The 15,985-nt window shown below is 66.8% G+C and carries 15 protein-coding genes; 9 read left to right on the forward strand and 6 right to left on the reverse strand.

The window, feature by feature from the left end; genetic code table 11:
* Window positions 1–269 (reverse strand): helix-turn-helix domain-containing protein (locus MLGJGCBP_RS16065; RefSeq protein WP_160096823.1); only part of this gene is annotated, 269 nt, incomplete at its 3' end.
* A 408-nt stretch (window positions 270–677) separates the two neighbouring features.
* Between MLGJGCBP_RS16065 and MLGJGCBP_RS16070 the strand changes: the two genes are divergently transcribed.
* On the forward strand, window positions 678–1,289 hold the full coding sequence (locus MLGJGCBP_RS16070; protein ID WP_236581126.1) for a GAF and ANTAR domain-containing protein: 612 nt from the start codon (window positions 678–680) through the stop codon (window positions 1,287–1,289).
* A 75-nt stretch (window positions 1,290–1,364) separates the two neighbouring features.
* On the opposite strand, the gene MLGJGCBP_RS16075 is transcribed toward MLGJGCBP_RS16070, so the two are convergent.
* Complete coding sequence (locus MLGJGCBP_RS16075) at window positions 1,365–3,503, reverse strand: catalase (RefSeq protein ID WP_160096827.1); 2,139 nt, start codon at window positions 3,501–3,503, stop codon at window positions 1,365–1,367.
* A 241-nt stretch (window positions 3,504–3,744) separates the two neighbouring features.
* Between MLGJGCBP_RS16075 and MLGJGCBP_RS16080 the strand changes: the two genes are divergently transcribed.
* The 6 genes from MLGJGCBP_RS16080 (at window position 3,745) to MLGJGCBP_RS16105 (ending at window position 9,274) form a co-directional block, all read left to right on the forward strand.
* Complete coding sequence (locus tag MLGJGCBP_RS16080) at window positions 3,745–4,194, forward strand: hypothetical protein (RefSeq protein ID WP_160096829.1); 450 nt, start codon at window positions 3,745–3,747, stop codon at window positions 4,192–4,194.
* Window positions 4,195–4,538: 344 nt separating this feature from the next.
* The gene (locus MLGJGCBP_RS16085; RefSeq protein WP_160096831.1) at window positions 4,539–5,591 is read left to right on the forward strand and encodes a glycosyltransferase family 1 protein; all 1,053 of its coding nucleotides are present in this window, start codon (window positions 4,539–4,541) and stop codon (window positions 5,589–5,591) included.
* The gene (locus tag MLGJGCBP_RS16090) at window positions 5,588–6,706 is read left to right on the forward strand and encodes a glycosyltransferase (protein ID WP_160096833.1); all 1,119 of its coding nucleotides are present in this window, start codon (window positions 5,588–5,590) and stop codon (window positions 6,704–6,706) included. Before MLGJGCBP_RS16085 ends, MLGJGCBP_RS16090 begins: the two co-directional genes overlap by 4 nt.
* Window positions 6,703–7,707, forward strand: a complete 1,005-nt coding sequence (locus MLGJGCBP_RS16095) for a glycosyltransferase (protein ID WP_160096835.1) — start codon at window positions 6,703–6,705, stop codon at window positions 7,705–7,707. The genes MLGJGCBP_RS16090 and MLGJGCBP_RS16095 overlap by 4 nt, the downstream gene beginning before the upstream one ends.
* Complete coding sequence (locus tag MLGJGCBP_RS16100) at window positions 7,704–8,567, forward strand: glycosyltransferase family 2 protein (protein ID WP_160096837.1); 864 nt, start codon at window positions 7,704–7,706, stop codon at window positions 8,565–8,567. Before MLGJGCBP_RS16095 ends, MLGJGCBP_RS16100 begins: the two co-directional genes overlap by 4 nt.
* A 35-nt stretch (window positions 8,568–8,602) precedes the next feature.
* Window positions 8,603–9,274, forward strand: a complete 672-nt coding sequence (locus MLGJGCBP_RS16105) for a hypothetical protein (protein ID WP_160096958.1) — start codon at window positions 8,603–8,605, stop codon at window positions 9,272–9,274.
* A 12-nt stretch (window positions 9,275–9,286) separates the two neighbouring features.
* Here the strand turns inward: MLGJGCBP_RS16105 and MLGJGCBP_RS16110 are convergent, their stop codons facing one another.
* Window positions 9,287–9,754 carry a CinA family protein gene (locus MLGJGCBP_RS16110; RefSeq protein ID WP_160096839.1) on the reverse strand — a complete coding sequence of 156 codons (468 nt, stop codon included), beginning with the start codon at window positions 9,752–9,754 and terminating at the stop codon, window positions 9,287–9,289.
* Between the two features lie 242 nt (window positions 9,755–9,996).
* On the reverse strand, window positions 9,997–11,154 hold the full coding sequence (locus tag MLGJGCBP_RS16115; RefSeq protein WP_160096841.1) for a carboxylate-amine ligase: 1,158 nt from the start codon (window positions 11,152–11,154) through the stop codon (window positions 9,997–9,999).
* Window positions 11,155–11,321: 167 nt separating this feature from the next.
* On the opposite strand from MLGJGCBP_RS16115, the gene MLGJGCBP_RS16120 reads away from it, so the two are divergent.
* Window positions 11,322–12,134, forward strand: coding sequence for an SDR family NAD(P)-dependent oxidoreductase (locus MLGJGCBP_RS16120; RefSeq protein WP_236581127.1), 813 nt, complete (start codon window positions 11,322–11,324; stop codon window positions 12,132–12,134).
* A gap of 17 nt (window positions 12,135–12,151) precedes the next feature.
* On the opposite strand, the gene MLGJGCBP_RS16125 is transcribed toward MLGJGCBP_RS16120, so the two are convergent.
* Entirely contained in the window at window positions 12,152–13,210 is a 1,059-nt protein-coding gene (locus MLGJGCBP_RS16125; RefSeq protein WP_160096845.1) for a C45 family autoproteolytic acyltransferase/hydolase, read from the reverse strand.
* Between the two features lie 194 nt (window positions 13,211–13,404).
* Here MLGJGCBP_RS16125 and MLGJGCBP_RS16130 point away from each other — a divergent pair, with 194 nt between their 5' ends.
* Window positions 13,405–14,871 carry an aminotransferase class I/II-fold pyridoxal phosphate-dependent enzyme gene (locus MLGJGCBP_RS16130; protein WP_160096847.1) on the forward strand — a complete coding sequence of 489 codons (1,467 nt, stop codon included), beginning with the start codon at window positions 13,405–13,407 and terminating at the stop codon, window positions 14,869–14,871.
* 2 nt (window positions 14,872–14,873) lie between these two features.
* Here MLGJGCBP_RS16130 and MLGJGCBP_RS16135 read toward each other — a convergent pair whose 3' ends face one another.
* Complete coding sequence (locus MLGJGCBP_RS16135; protein WP_236581128.1) at window positions 14,874–15,983, reverse strand: NAD-dependent epimerase/dehydratase family protein; 1,110 nt, start codon at window positions 15,981–15,983, stop codon at window positions 14,874–14,876.
* Window positions 15,984–15,985 lie beyond the last annotated feature (2 nt).

Raw genomic sequence — 15,985 nt, forward strand, 5'->3', positions numbered from 1 at the left:
TGCAATTGCCGCAGCGATTCCTGCAACGGCCCCTTCGACGGCTCCGCCAACCACGCGGTCTCGGCATCGCGCTTCCATCCGGTGAGCATCGTCGAGGTGTCGCTGTACGTGATCCGGCGTTGCTCCTGCGACCAGGCCCGCGTCCGCTCCGCCAATGCCCGGTTGTAGACATACCGGGTGCTCCCGAACGTCCGCGCGAGCTGTTCCGCCTGCACCGCAGTCGGATAGAAACGGTACTTGAACGCCCGCTTCACCACCCTCCCCACCATGACCCAGACCATAACCCCACAGTCCGACAAATCCAGATCGGCTATCCCGGCCCTGAAGGACCGGGTTTGCGCCGAAAGACTCACGGATCAAAATGCCTTCCGCCACCGACAGCGTGTGCCGTCCGTCCATCGCACGATCTTCACCATCTCGACCATGCCGGGTGATCGGATCGGGCTGGGGCAATGTCGTCATGGGTTCCATCTCCGTGATGTCGTTCCGGTCTTGATTGCGGATCGGGAGTACGACCACTCCTGGATTACCCGCGCTTGACGTCGATCACACGAATCCCACTTGGTTTGGGCAGGCTTGAACGTCCTGATCTTGCCGGTGGGCGAATATGCTGTGCAGAGGGTGTGGGGGCGTAGTGTTCGAGGTGAGGCGCAATGCGCCTGCGGTGGTTTCTACGCGTGGCCGAGTCTGGCCGCAAGTGTCGGCGTGCTGAGGGCGCCGACAGCGCGGACATCCTCACCATCACCGGGCGAGGGAAGTACGACTCGTTCGCCCCGACGTCGGCTCTACCCGCCGAGCTGGATTCAGTGCAGGCACAGTTTGGTGAGGGACCGTGTGTCGATGCGGCCGCGGACGGGTCGGTCACCCGCAGCGACGACCTGGAAAACGAGCGGCGGTGGCCTCAGTTCACCCGCGAGGCCGTCCGGTCCGGAGTACGAAGCATCGTGTCGTTCCGGCTCTACACCCACTCCCATGTTGCCGGTGCACTGAATGTGTTGGCGATGAAGGCGCACGCTTTCGGCGACGAGGCGGTCACCGTCGGGGAGGTCCTGGCAGCGCACGCCGCAATCGCCGTCACCTCCGGTCAGCGGGAAACACAGCTTCGTTCGGCGCTGGTCAACCGCGATCTGATCGGGCAGGCGAAGGGGATGCTGATGGAACGGTTCTCCGTCGGTGCGGATCAGGCGTTCGAGATACTCGTGAAACTGTCCCAGACCTCGAACACTCCGGTCGCGGCGATCGCGGCGATCGCGGCGAAGGTGGTCGGTCTCGGGCCGGACCGGCGTTGAGACAATCCTCGGGTTGCCGGCCCGGCGCGGCATCTGTCAGATGTCAGCACCTCGGGTGCACGCATCCCTGCGCTGTCATGTGAGCCGTTCCCAAACCCGGTGGGACTTCATCAGCGCAGTGATGCCGTCGAACAGGGCAGATGCGTCGTCGGCGATCACGATGCCGGGGGCGTCGGCCGGAATTCCGGCCGCTTCGAGGGGTCCGCGACCCGCGGCCCACCCCCCGATCGCCTTGCAGTGCCGGAACGCTTCCGTCAGCAGCACCTGCACCCGCGGGTCCGACGTCGGAGACGCGACGACGACGGCGTCGAACTCCACCGACCGCATCGTGAGGAACGTTCGGGACACCGGCACGGCGGCTTTGCCCGATCCCAGTTCGCCACCGTGCGGTCCGACGACGAGCGGAACCATGCTGTTCTTGCCGATCTTCTCGACGAGGTCGCCGACTTCGGACAGATCGGCGGAGTCGTCGGCGACGATGCCGATGATCCTGCCGTCCAGGGGCCACTCGGCGCCGACCTGCGACAGCGCCGGGCTGGGCGTCGGCGCGACGTCGTACGCGACGGTCGGCTCCGGTGCCGGAAGACCGAGGCCCTCGGCGACCGTCGCACACAGGCCGGGGTCGATATTCGCGATGACCCCGAGGGCGCGCTCCTTGATGACCTGCTCGTAGCACTTGCCCAGCTCGAACGTGTAGGCCTGGGCAACGTGGGCCTGTTCGACGGCGCTGAGACTGGCGTAGAACAGTCGGGCCTGCGAGAAGTGATCGTCGTAGCTGGCGGGCGCGCCCCGCAGCTTCGTCGATTCCGGCATCGGCACCGGCACCTCGACGAACGCCGTGTCGGCCCCGGCCAGGAACGGGCAACCGGCGTCGAGGGAGTTCGGCCGGTACGGCGCCACCCCGGGATGGACCCCGTTCTGGTGCATGCCGTCGCGCAGCATGTCGTTGACCTCCGCGTGTGGCCGGTTGATCGGGATCTGCCCGAAGTTGGGTCCGCCGAGCCGGCTGATCTGGGTGTCCAGGTACGAGAACAGCCGTGCCTGCAGCAGCGGGTCGTCGGTGACATCGATCCCCGGGACGAGGTGCCCGGGGTGGAACGCCACCTGCTCCGTCTCGGCGAAGAAGTTCGTCGGGTTCGCGTCCAGCGTCATCAGCCCGATCGGCTGCACCGGCGCCAGTTCCTCGGGCACGATCTTCGTCGGATCGAGCAGGTCGATCCCCTCGAACATCTGCTCCGGGGTGTCGGGGAACGCCTGGATACCCAGCTCCCACTGCGGGTAGGCACCGGACTCGATCGCGTCGGCGAGGTCGCGGCGGTGATAGTCGGGGTCCATGCCGTTGACGATCTGCGCTTCCTCCCACACCAGGGAGTGCACACCCAGTTTAGGCTTCCAGTGGAACTTCACGAGTGAACTTTCGCCCGCCGCGTTCACCATCCGGAAGGTGTTGACGCCGAAGCCCTCCATCATCCGATACGAGCGCGGGATGCCCCGATCGGACATGTTCCACAACGTGTGCGCCGTCGCCTCGGTGTGCAGGGACACGAAGTCCCAGAAGGTGTCGTGCGCACTCTGTGCCTGCGGGATCTCGCGGTCCGGGTGCGGTTTGCCGGCATGGATGATGTCGGGAAACTTGATGCCGTCCTGGATGAAGAACACCGGAATGTTGTTTCCCACCAGGTCGAAGGTGCCTTCGCCGGTGTAGAACTTGGTCGCGAATCCACGGGTGTCGCGGACGGCGTCGGCCGACCCCCGGGAGCCGAGAACGGTGGAGAACCGGACGAAGACCGGCGTCTCGACGTCCTTGGCGAGGAACGCCGCCTTGCTGACGGGTTCGGCGGAACCATACGCACGGAAGATGCCGTGGGCGGCCGCGCCCCGTGCGTGCACCACCCGCTCCGGAATCCGCTCGTGATCGAAGTGCGTGATCTTTTCGCGTAGGTGGTGGTCCTGCAGCAGGGTCGGTCCCCGCTCACCGGCCTTGAGCGAGTGGTCGGTGTCGTAGAGTCGCGCACCCTGCGCCGTGGTGAGGCGCTCACCCTTCTGGCCGCGGGCCGTGTCCGGCCCCTCGACGGGTTGCCCAGTCGCGGTCCGCAGTTCGGGCGCCCGCTGGTCGGACTTCGGCGGCAACGGCTCGGTGGGCTCGGTGGGCTCGGCGAGCGCCGGAGTACCGGACCCCGGAGTTCCGGGAATGGGCGGGTTCTTCTTGGACACGACGAAGCTCCTCGCTGAAATATCGATGGGATGGGCGCCAACATTGCTGTACGGTCTGCTCTTCCCGGAGTGCCCAGATGTTCGAAAACCGAATCACGCTCCACGGGGAGCGCGACACTCGACTTGTCCCGACTTCGAGACGCTGTTTCGCATTCGCGTCCCTGGGCATAGCTAATGCAGAGGTCACACCCCGAACAATCCGAGAGTCCGGCGTTCTGGTGCGTCGGTAAGGAGAGAAATCATGGGTACCGAACCAGGCAAGCAACTGCACGAGGAACCACAGTCCGAACGCGGACCCCAGGGATCGCGGGATGCGGGTCCGGATCAGGCCGGCGCAAACGAGGCGGGGCGCGAGGCCGGGTCGCTGGATCAGGAAGAAGTCACCTCCACCGCCGAGGAGGGCACGAACCCCGCGCCCGCCGGCGGCTCGTTGCCTCCCGGCGACGCGAAGCCACCGATCCCGCCGTACGAAGGCCGGACGACGAGCACCCAGGAGGGGCGCCCGGAGCGCGACGAGCATGTCGACACCGGCGGCACGCAGTCACCGAAACCCGAGGAGACCCCACGTGGCGCGGTCGCGTCACCGGCGGAGGAGAAGCCTGCCGCTCAAACCGCCGAGACCGAGGGCAGCGACTCCGGGGTGGGGCCCGCGCACCAGGGAGGCGTCGGTAGGGCCGAAGACAAGAAGTGACGAGCGTTCGAATGGCCCTGCAGTGCAGACCGGTTCGGTGGTCCATCGCTTGAGAAAGCGTTCTGCCGGGTACTCGTGCCCCGTGGAGATCATTGGAATCCTGATTCTGGTCAGCGTTATCGCGTACGTCGCGCTCAAGAGGCGGGGCGGGAGGAAGTCGTCGGGGAACGGCTGAACCGCCCCTCGCCTCTGCTGGCGCCGATGCTGCCAATCGAGAGCGGCATCGAAATATTCTGATTGGTAGCAAGTCCGGTTGCCGGCAGTGTCCGGCCGCGCTGTTCCGTGTGGATTCTCCGGACAGAAGAACCGTCTCGTCGACGCTTCGTGTCGGAAAGGATGTGCGCATGATCCGGGTCGCCTCGGTGCCGGCGTCGCATGTATACGTTCGACATCTCGCGGATCCCGACGGGACTGATCAGGTCGTCCGCCTTCCGGACCCCGTGCCGGCCGATGGGCGCAAGGTGCCGGGTGGATGGTGGCCTCCGATGATGCTGGACCCGATGTGGATCAGTCGGCACCACCACGAATTCGACGTCTTTCACATCCATTTCGGTTTCGATGCCATCGCCCCGGCCGAGATGAAGGACGTTCTGCACGAACTGTCTGTGCATCGAATTCCCTTGGTGTACACCGTGCACGATCTGCGTAATCCCCACCAACCCGACCCTGAACCGCATCTCGAACTGCTCGACGTGCTGGTTCCCGCCGCCACCGCCGCCGTCACCCTGACCCCGGGTGCCGCATCGGTGATCGAATCGAACTGGGCTCGCGCTGCGACGGTGCTCCCCCATCCGCATGTGGTCGGGCGCGAGCTGATCGACCGACCCCGGCACCGCACCGCGGAATTCGTGGTGGGCGTGCATGTGAAAAGCCTCCGCGCCAACATGGATCCGTTCCCGATAGTCGATGTGCTGGCCGGCGTGGTTTCCCAGCTCGAGGGCGCCCGACTGCGAATCAACGTCCACAGCGAGATCTTCGATCCGGCGAACCACTGGTACGCCCCGGAAGCGGGTATTCGTCTCGTGCGCTACGGAGATCGGAAGGACGTCGACGTCCTTGTTCACCGGTACTTCTCGGACGAGCAACTGTGGGACTACCTGTCGTCGCTGTCGGTGTCGGTGCTGCCGTACCGCTTCGGCACCCATTCGGGTTGGCTGGAGGCCTGCTACGACCTCGGGACGGCGGTGGCAGCGCCGAGCTGCGGCTTCTACGGGGAGCAACAAGACTGTGCAGTCTTCGGATTCGACGAACAGCATTTCGATGCGGAGTCGTTGAAACGCTGCATCCGGGCGCTCTACGACGCCGAACCGAAACGGGCGACCGCGACCGAACGCGAATCACAGCGGCGCCAACTGGCCCGCGCGCATTACGCCATCTACGAGGAAGCCCTCTCGTGAGCGGCACACCGCTGCGGATCGCCCTCGTGGCGTCGTGCCGATTTCCGATCCGGCAGCCCTTCGCCGGCGGCCTCGAATCGCACGTGTGGTGGCTGGCACGCAGTCTGTCTGCGGACGGGCACCGGGTGACATTGTTCGCCGGTCCGGGCTCGGATCCGGGACTCGGCTGTGCCCAGCTCGAGGTCCGGACGCTCGAGGTCAGCGCAGCCGCCCGAGCGGACGCGTCCATGCCGCCCCTCGAGTTCATGGCAGAACATCATGCGTACCTGCAGCTGATGATCGATCTCGCCGGCCCGTTAGCGGGAGAATTCGACGTGGTGCACAACCACAGCCTGCACTACCTGCCCGTGGCCATGGCGGCGACGGTGCCCGCACCCATCCTGTGCACGCTCCACACACCACCGACCCCGTGGCTCGAGTCGGCCATCGCCGTCGGCTCCGGACGTGGGGCGCATTTCGCTGCGGTGAGCGGACACACCGCCGACGCGTGGCGGCATGTCGTCGGCGACATCGATGTCATCCCCAACGGCGTCGACCTCGCCGGCTGGCCGGCAGGCGACGGAGGGCGACGCCTGATCTGGTTCGGCCGTCTGGTGCCGGAAAAGGGTGCTCACCTGGCGATCACGGCCGCGAGGCGGGCGGGGTTGCCGCTCGTGCTGGCCGGTCCGATCAGCGATCCGGACTACTTCGCGCGGTCGATCAGGCCCCGTCTCGGATCCGACGTCACATATCTGGGTCATCTCGCGCAGCCGGCGCTGGCGGCGGCGATCGGCAGTTCCGCAGCGGCACTGGTAACACCGTTGTGGGACGAGCCCTACGGCCTGGTGGTGGCCGAGGCGCTCGCGTGTGGCACGCCGGTCGCCGCGTTCGCGCGGGGTGGGATTCCGGAAGTGCTCACCCCCGACTGCGGCCGGTTGGTACCACCCGACGACCTCGACGCCTTGGTTCGCGCAATTCCGGAGACGGTCGTGCTCTCTCGTTCGGCGGCGCGCGACCGAGCCCGGGAACGTTGTTCCGAACGCGTCATGGTCGATGCATACGTGGACACGTATCGGCGACTGACGCACGCGCACGGAATCGGGAAGACGCTGCGACACAATGGGGTGATGCTGTGATCGGGTACTACATTCATCACCACGGGCAGGGGCACCGCGCGCGGGCGAAGAGTATCTGCTCCGCTCTGACCACGCCCGTCACCGCACTGACGTCGGCGCCGCAACCGGACGCAGAGTGCTTCGCCGACGTCGTCTGCCTGGTCCGCGACGACGACGGCGACACGGCCGAGAATCCGACCGCCAACGGCGTCCTGCACTGGGCGCCCGCGCTGGATCGGGGTTTGGCGTCGCGGATGGGTCAGGTGGTCCACTGGATCGACACCGTCCGGCCGAGTCTGCTGGTGGTGGACGTGTCGGTGGAAGTGACGGTGTTGGCCCGGCTTCTGGGCGTGCCGGTCGTGGTCGTGGCGATGCCGGGAGACCGAACCGATCCTGCTCATCACCTCGGGTATCAGCTCGCCGAGCACATCATCGCAGCATGGCCGCAGGAGATGTACGACCCGTTGTGGCTCAGAGAATTTGCGGACAAGACGACCTTCGTCGGTGGGATCAGCCGGTTCGACGGCCGCCCAACCGATGACGGCCCTTCAGCGGGGCGCCCCCGGGTGCTGGTGCTCAGCGGTACCGGCGGTTCGAATCTGTCGATGGACGACATCCGGTTGTGCGCCAACCAGCACCGGGGATATCGGTGGCAGGCGCTCGGCGTCCCGGGTGCACCCTGGGTGGACGACCCCTGGCCGCAGTTGAGGACTGCCGACGTCGTCGTCTCGCACGCCGGTCAGAACGCGGTCGCCGATGTCGCCGCCGCCGGACGCCCGGCGATCATCATTCCCCAACCCCGCCCGTTCGGCGAACAGCACGCCACTGCGGCGGCGCTGGCAGCCAACGAGCTCGCCGTGTCGGTACCGCGTTGGCCGTCCCTGACCGAGTGGCCGCACCTGATCGAGGCCGCCACGACCGTGGGTGGTCACCGCTGGCCACGCTGGCAGACCGCAGGTGCGGCCGGGCGCGCGGCAGCGGTCATCGACAGCCTGGCCAAACGAATCGAGGCCTCGCGATGAGGACTGCGGTGGTCACGATCGCCGCCCACCGTGACACCCATCTGAGGCTTCAGCTGCGGTCCCTCGAACGAAGCACATCGGTTCCGAACGCGCATGTGGTCGTGGCGATCGGCGACCCCGCAGTGGCAGACGTGGTGTCGGCCGAGGGCAGCACCGCTGCGGTCCTGTGGATCGAGCACGATCGCGGACCACTGCCCCTGGCGCGCGCCCGGAATGCCGGTGCCGCAGCAGCCCTGGCCGCAGGAGCGGAGCTGTTGATTTTCCTCGACGTGGACTGCATTGCGGGACCCATGATGATCCGCCGGTACGCCGACGTGGCTCGCCGGCAGTGCCATCGCAGCGCTCTCCTGTGCGGTCCGGTCACCTATCTGCCGCCCCCCGCCCCGGGAGGATACGACCTCGACCACGTCCACGAAGCTCGTCGTCCTCACTCTGCTCGGCCGGCGCCCCCCGCCGGGACTGTAGTGCCGGGTGCGGACTACGACCTGTTCTGGTCGTTGTCCTTCGCCGTCACCGCCGATACGTGGAATCGGATCGGGGGATTTTGCACCGACTACACGGGGTACGGCGGTGAAGACACCGATTTCGCCTACACCGCCGCAGCCGCGGGCGTGGGCCTGCGCTGGGTCGGTGGTGCCGACGCATTCCACCAGTACCATCCGGTGTCCGACCCGCCCGTCGAGCATCTCCGCGACATTCTCGTCAATTCCCGACTGTTTCAACGCCGTTGGGGTCGATGGCCGATGCAGGGCTGGCTGCGGGCGTTCGAGGATCGAGGATTGATCACCTACGATCCCGCGCAAGGGTACCGGCTCCGATCGACGGACAGTGGCCACGAATACGAGGGGCGGGCGTTGTGAACCTGACCGGACACATCGGCGGTGCGGCAAGGGCCGTGTTCGTCCGCGCACCGTTTCAGGTCGCCGCGGCACTGCGAGGCGGCGTCAGGGTCTTTCATCCGCGTGGCCTGGTGGCAACGGGGCATGTCGAACTGGACTCGCCCTGGTGGACACTGCCGACGGGAAGACGGATCGAAGTGACGGCGAGGATGTCCGGAGGAGTGGGAACGCCGTCGGCCGTACCCGACGTGCTCGGGCTGGCGTTGAAAATCCCGCTCGATCCGCCCGATACGGAGTGGGATCTTCTACTGGCCAGCTCGGGGACCTCCGCAGTGACTCGGATGCTCCCACTACCCGCCCGGCAGTGGCGTAGCGCCCGCTACAGCAGTCTGATGCCGTATTCGTCGGGCGCGTCGGACACCCGGTGGGTCCTCGCGGTCCCGGTCGGCCGGCATCCGGAATCGACCTCACTGGCCCCGTTGAGACGGTCCATCGCCGACACACCGTTGAGGTTTCGTCTGGACCTCGTCTCGATGACCGGGTCGGCCGTTCCGGCCGGGCAGGTGACGCTGACACAGGTACACGAGCGACCGGACGACGAACAACCGACGTTCGATCCGGTGCTGAACTGTCCACCGGGGCTGGCACTTCAGCCCGGATGGCTCGCCGGTGTGCGCGTCGGGGCGTACCGGGGAAGTCGCCGCGGCCGCAGCGGACGGCCGCGGTGAGAGTCCCTGCGCTTATCGCAACAGCGCGTCTTCGAGTAGAACGAGGGCGTGCATGGTGGTCGCGTCCACCACGTCGCCGGGGTCGCCGTCGAAGTGTCGCAGTTCGGCGCGAACCCGACCGTCGGTGAAGACCCCGAACCACACCGTCCCGGGCGGTTGTCCGTCCTGAGGTTGTGGTCCGCCTGCGCCGGTGACCGCCACTGCCAGATCAGCTCCGAGCAGATCGGCTACCGTCGACGCCATTGCTCGTGCGCTGGGTTCGCTGACGACCGGACCGTCGGGGACCCGCAGCAGTCCGTGTTTCACGGAACTGGCATAGGCCACGACGCTGCCTCGATACCACTCGGATGCGGACGGGGCGGCACCGAGAACGGAGGAAATTCTCCCGCCCGTCAGAGATTCTGCGGTGGCGATGGTGAGGTGCCGATCACGGGCTGCCGCAGCGATCCGTTCAGCACGCTCGTCGAACACGTTGCTCATCAAACTTCCACCTCTCGCTTCGAGCACGTCTCGTTACCGACTCATCCGGATTGTCAGCACTTTTGGGGCGGCCCCGCCGGCTCCGGTCTGAACCGGAGGGCCTGGTCGTCGTCGCGTCCGGACACGACGACGGCGTATGTGTCGAAATACCCCGGGGGGAGAGGGCGCAATCCGGGGCCTGCAACTGCTGGGGTGACCGATCCGTTCTCTCCGTCCCGTCAAGGTGATGCGGGAGAACATGATCAGCGTTCGCGTGGTGTCGGATGGCTCGCGAGGGTGGTCCGCCCGATCGTGTCGAGCAGGTCGTGCGGTGTGCCCGTACGGAAGGTGCGGCGCTGCCGGACGGCGCCGTTGCCGGAGGCGAGTACCGCTCGTACAGCCCGCTGTGTCGGTTGATAGTCTCCAGTGCGTTCGAGAGCGGGGCGGATGTGGTCCAGGAGGCGCAGAATCGGGTCCGTCGCCGGGACCAGATGACCGGTGATCGGGTCGATGCCCTGTCCGTCGATTCCGTCGCGGGCGGCGCGCCAGTACGCCGCCCGGAGCCGATGAGTATCCACCGGTGCGGCCGTGCTGCCCAGACGGATCGCGGTGAACGCCGTGGCGACCAGTCCGCGGATCAGAGTCGCCACCAGCACCGCGTCGTCGGCGGTCGCCGGTACATCGGCGACCCGAATTTCGATGGTCGGCAAATGCGCTGACAGGCGTACGTCCCAGTAGAGCATGGCAGTGTCGAGGATGGTTTCGTGCTCGAGCATCTCCGCCACGACCGCGTCGTAGTGGGTGGCCGAATCGAAATGGGGCGGCGGTCCGGCGCTCGGCCACCGCGACCACAGCACGTGCCGCCAGCTGGCGTAACCGGTGTCGCGGCCGCCGATGATGGGTGAGTTCGCGGCGAGAGCGAGTAGCGCGGGCAGCCACAGCCGCAGATAGTTGCATACGGCGGCACCGGTGTGCCGGTCGGGGACGCCGACGTGGACGTGGCATCCACAGATCACCTGCTCGCTCAGCTGTCCGAAGTGTTCGGCCAAACGCCGGTAACGCGCCACATCGGTGATCGACGATGGTGGTGGGCCCATTGGTGGGACGCCGGTAGCCAGAAGGCGGGCACCCACTTCGGTGGCCGCGGCGGCTGCGAGCCGACGGGTGCGGACCAGTTCCGCCCGGAGCTGGGAGATGCTGGTGCACGGCGGGGTCGCCGTCTCGATCTGGCAGGTCGACAGCTCCAACTGGAGGTCGATGCCGAGCTCCCGCCCGGCTTCGACGACGCGGGTATTGCCCGGGAAGGGGGCACCGGTGTCCGGGTCGATCAGGACGAATTCCTCTTCGACGCCGACGGTGGGACAGAGTTCGCAGTCGTCGAGTCGAAGGGGAGTTGGATCGACCCAGTCGATCGAGACCATGATGTCCTCCTCACGCCGGGAGCCGCGTCTGGATCGGGTGTGTTCGGCGAATGTCGTGTACCCCGAAGCACACTGGTCGATGCAGATACGCGGTGCGACCCGCGGTGTACGGGCGAGCTCCAGGGGTACTCGGATCGGCGGCGGCGGCTCCGACGAACGGCGGGAACGTGACCGAGGAATCGAACACCACACAGACACGACGGCCACTGGCCCTCGTCACCGGCGCCTCGCGCGGCATCGGTCTGGAACTGGCGAAGCTGTTCGCGCAGGACGGTTACGACCTCGTCGTGGTGGCGGACTCGGACACACTCGACTCCGCGGTGAGCGAACTCGCTTCGACGGGAGCCACAATCGTTCCGGTACGCGCTGACCTGAGGACCGAGAAGGGTGTCGAAGCGGTATACGCCGCCGTGGAAGAGGACGGCAGGCCCCTGGCTGCGGCCGCTCTCAATGCCGGCGTCGGACGCGGTGGTTCATTCGCCGACACTCCTCTGGCCGACACACTCGCCGTCATCGACCTCGATGTCCGCTCCACCGTGCACCTCGCCAAGTTGATCCTCGACGACATGACGCGGCAGGGCGAGGGAAAGGTCCTCTTCACGTCGTCCGTGGCTTCGACGATGCCCGGTCCCTACCACGCGGTGTACAACGCTTCGAAGTCGTTCGTCCAATCGTTCAGCGAAGCGTTACACAGCGAGCTGAAAGGCACAGCTGTCACCGTCACAGCGCTGATGCCGGGGCCGACGAATACCCATTTCTTCTCGCGGGCGGCACTGGACGACACGGCACTAGGGCAGGGCCCGAAGGATGATCCCGCCGAGGTCGCGAAACAGGGGTACGACGCGATGTGGCGTGGTGAACGAAAGGTGGTCGCTAGTTCGGTCCTCTCGAAGGTGATGGCCGCGCTCGACGCCGCCACACCCGACGCGGTCAAGGCGGCCGCCCACAAGGTCCTGGCGAGACCGGGATCGGGGCGGTAGCTCCATCCCCCGAGCCGCTATGGTGTCGGCTCGGCGTGCTGCCGGGGCGAGTGCCATCCCGGCTCGATCCAGGGTTGGCGGTCCGGTAGACCCAGGCAGAAGCGCGCTCTCGGTGGGAGGGTTCCGAGATCGAAGGCAACGGACCCGAAGGTCTTCGTCCGGCGGCCGTGCCGCGGTGTGACGCACAGGGGCGCGGTCCGGTCGGTGAGCAGCCGCTCGGCGTCGGTCAGATCGAGGACCGAGGTCACGTGTTCTTCGAGAAATTCGAGGCGAACTCGGGAATCGGTTGTCCGCCCGTCGCGCTCGAGTTCGTGAGCGGCATCCGGGTCGATGTCGCCGTTGGCCAGTGGGTGATTGGTGTGCAACAGAAGCGGCGAACCCGCGGGGCAACTGACGACGATCTCGGTGGCAGAACACTCGACGCCGTGGAGTCCGTGCGCATCTGCCACCGCATAGTGCTGTCCGCTCGCGTGTGAGATGCGGTGCAGGAAGTCGGCCGCTGCGGCACGAGAGGATTGGACGAGCGCGCCCCGGATCGCGGCGGCGACGGGCAGACCGGCACAACTGTGGTGCAGCATGCCGAGAGTATTGACGCAGACTCCGACACCGGCAGCGTTGATCCCGGTCAATCCGATCATTCCCGCCGAACTCAGTACCAGTGCTTCCGGCCCTGACTCCGGGAGGACGCGCAGAACGACCTGGGATCCATCCATGAACTCGGGAAGGTCCATATTCTGGGCGAGGATCACGCCACCCACGTCGGACCGTCCGAGGACGCTGCAACCCAGTTCCAGGTGCTCCCGGTGCACCCACCACTGCTCGTCCATGAAGTTGTACGCGAGGATCTCCGCGAACGGGACTCCTGCCGCCTCGGCGATGCCGCGCATCTCCTCGGCCAGGTCGGGCACGGCCGCCTCGATGGTGGCAAGCAGTCCCGTCGCGGCGAGGTGCTCGCGACTGCGAGCGCTCGTCGCGTTCCGCCACCGGTCCAGTGCAGTGTGGATCAATTCGCGGGCCTGCTCACCGTGAGCGAGGCCGCGGGCGCGTCCATCTCCTGCGCACTCGATGACCGTCATCACATCTCCACTCGGTCTGCACGATTGCCCTGTCCTAGAGCATTTCCGGGCGAGGAGCCACCGACGTGGCGGGTACCCACCGGCGTACGGTACGCCCGGCAGACGATGCGTGGGGCTCGACGGTGGAAGTGGACCGGCGCGTGCGGCCGGCACGGGGAGGTTCAGGGCCGCAAATCGGGGGGTACCCGTCGGGGATGGACCACTCGCAGGCACCGTTGTTGGACGCATTGGAGCAGTACCATCAGCTCGACCGATACGGATTTTCCCCACCGGGACATCGCCAGGGTCGCGGCGCAGACAGTCGGGTGACCAAGGTGCTCGGCATCGACCCGTTCCGTTCGGACGTCCTCGCTTCCGGCGGGCTGGACGACCGCCGATCCAGTAACGGCTACCTGTCCAGGGCCGAGCAACTGATGGCCGATGCGGTCAGGGCCGATCAGGCCTTCTTCTCGACCTGCGGCAGCTCACTGTCGGTGAAGACGGCGATGATGGCGGTCGCGGGTGACGACCCCGGCGGCCTGCTCGTGTCCCGCGACTCCCACAAATCCATCGTGGCGGGTTTGGTGTTCAGTGGTGTCACGCCCAGGTGGATCACCCCACGGTGGGACGAGGAGATGCACTTTTCGCATCCTCCGTCGCCGGACCAGGTACGGGCCATGTGGGAGAAGTACCCCGACGCCGCCGGTGCGCTGGTCGTCAGCCCCAGTCCGTACGGGACGTGCGCGGACCTCGAATCCATCGCACGGGTGTGCCACGAGCGGGGCAAGCCTCTGATCGTCGACGAAGCGTGGGGAGCGCACCTTCCCTTCCACGACGATCTGCCGACTTGGGCTATGGACGCCGGCGCCGACGTCTGCGTGGTCAGCGTCCACAAAATGGGTGCCGGCTTCGAGCAGGGATCGGTCTATCACCTGCAGGGTGACCTGGTCGACGGTACGCATCTGTCCCAGTGCGCGGACTTGTTGACGACCACCAGTCCGAACGTGATGCTCTACGCGGCCATGGACGGGTGGCGGCGGCAGATGGTCGAGCATGGCACGGACCTCCTCGGCCGCGCTCTCGCGCTCGCTGGCCGCACCCGGGAGAGGATTGCCGGCGTCGACGGACTGACCGTGCTCGAGGACCGGTTGCTCGGTGAGGAGGCCTCGCACGACCTCGACCGCTTGCAGATCCTCATCGACGTCAGCGAACTCGGTGTGTCCGGGTTCCAGTGCACCGACTGGATGCGTCAGCACTGCCACCTCGACGTCGGCATGCACGATCACCGCCGCATCGCGGCGACCTTGTCGATGGCCGACGACGACGACACCACGGACCGGCTCGTCACCGGCCTCGAGAACCTGGCACAGGCCGCGGCATCCTTCGATCGGCCACCACCGATCTCGTTGCCGAGTCCCGAAGAGCTGCAACTCGAGTCGGTGATGTCACCACGAGACGCGTTCTTCGGGTCGAGCGAGATGGTCGACGCAGACCGGGCAGCCGGACGCATCGCCGCCGAACCACTCACCCCGTATCCACCGGGCATTCCTGCCGTCGTGCCGGGAGAGCGACTCGACCGGCAGGTCGTCGACTATCTGCGCAGCGGCGTAGACGCCGGTATGGAGATTCCCGATGCCGCCGATGGAACGCTCCGGCAAATCCGTGTGGTCATCGAATCCTGAGGCTACGGCAGTTTACGCCTGGTCACGGGCCCGGACGTCAGGAGTTTTCGTAGCTTCCCGATGGGGGACCGTTCGCCGAGGACGGCGCTCGTACTGTGCGACCGGCCCTCCATCCCCACAACGAGTTCGCGGATCACCGCCTCGGCGGTGTGGTGCGGGCGCCAGTCGAGCACGGTGTGGGCACGGGAACAATCCACCAGTGGGGTGGCGTAGGCGAGATCGATCCAACCCTGGTGGACAGGCGAAAGATGCAGCGTCCACGCAAGGTTGGCGACAACACGCAACGCCGCGGACGGCACGTGGACGAGATGGGCGTCGAAGGCCTCCCCGACATCCGACGCGGTCAGTGGTTCGTCCGCCGCGATGTTGAACGCCCCGGGCGCACGCCGGGCAAGCGCTTTCATCACTGCGTCGGCGACGTCGTCCGTGTGGACGACAGGAAGTGTCAGCGAACGGTCGAGCGGGAGGACCGGCAGCATCGGTATCCGCCGGGTCAGACTGCGCGGCACGAAACTCGGTGCCGCGTACCGCAGGAGAGCGGTGGCCTCGTCGTGCTGTGCGATCAGACCGGGACGGAGCCGGGTGACGGTGAGAGGCGCGTGTCCGTCAGTCGCAGATGCGGTTTCGACCTCGTCGAGGACGTCTTCCTCGGCAACTTTGTCGACGCTGTAGATCGATCCCGGCATGCCCCGACGGGGCCTCTGTTCGGTCACGCGTTCGCCGTAGGCGCCGGGGGAGTACACCGCCGCCGAGGAGAGGTGGACCAGGTGGTGCACCCGGGCGTCCCGTGCCGCTTCCGCGACCGCCCGCGTTCCGTCAACTGCCGTGCGTCTCAGATAATTGCGATCTCGGGCCGGTTGAAACGCGATCGCCAGGTGGACCACGGCATCCGCATCCTCGAACAGCGGCACGAGTTCCCTGTACGCATCACCTCCTGCCAGGTCGATCTCGTGCCAATCCGCATACTCGTAGGGTGGCGTGCAAGGCGGCGTTCGGCGGGCGATAGCGGTCACCGTGGTCGCGGGTTCCTGGGCGGCGAAGAGACGGAGGAGCGCGGTGCCGACGTTGCCACTGGCGCCGGTGATCACGACCTTGCGCGGTGCGTGTGCCAACT

The sequence above is a fragment of the Rhodococcus sp. T7 genome (assembly GCF_009872365.1).
In the GTDB taxonomy this organism is placed as follows: domain Bacteria; phylum Actinomycetota; class Actinomycetes; order Mycobacteriales; family Mycobacteriaceae; genus Rhodococcus_F.

What these genes read in the sequence shown, in the direction of transcription:
- MLGJGCBP_RS16080 (WP_160096829.1), top strand. Translation starts at nt 3,745, where the DNA reads ATGGGTACCGAACCAGGCAAGCAACTGCACGAGGAACCACAGTCCGAA.
- MLGJGCBP_RS16100 (WP_160096837.1), top strand. Translation starts at nt 7,704, where the DNA reads ATGAGGACTGCGGTGGTCACGATCGCCGCCCACCGTGACACCCATCTG.
- MLGJGCBP_RS16085 (WP_160096831.1), top strand. Translation starts at nt 4,539, where the DNA reads ATGATCCGGGTCGCCTCGGTGCCGGCGTCGCATGTATACGTTCGACAT.
- MLGJGCBP_RS16115 (WP_160096841.1), bottom strand. Translation starts at nt 11,154, where the DNA reads ATGGTCTCGATCGACTGGGTCGATCCAACTCCCCTTCGACTCGACGAC.
- MLGJGCBP_RS16130 (WP_160096847.1), top strand. Translation starts at nt 13,405, where the DNA reads ATGGACCACTCGCAGGCACCGTTGTTGGACGCATTGGAGCAGTACCAT.
- MLGJGCBP_RS16125 (WP_160096845.1), bottom strand. Translation starts at nt 13,210, where the DNA reads ATGACGGTCATCGAGTGCGCAGGAGATGGACGCGCCCGCGGCCTCGCT.
- MLGJGCBP_RS16110 (WP_160096839.1), bottom strand. Translation starts at nt 9,754, where the DNA reads ATGAGCAACGTGTTCGACGAGCGTGCTGAACGGATCGCTGCGGCAGCC.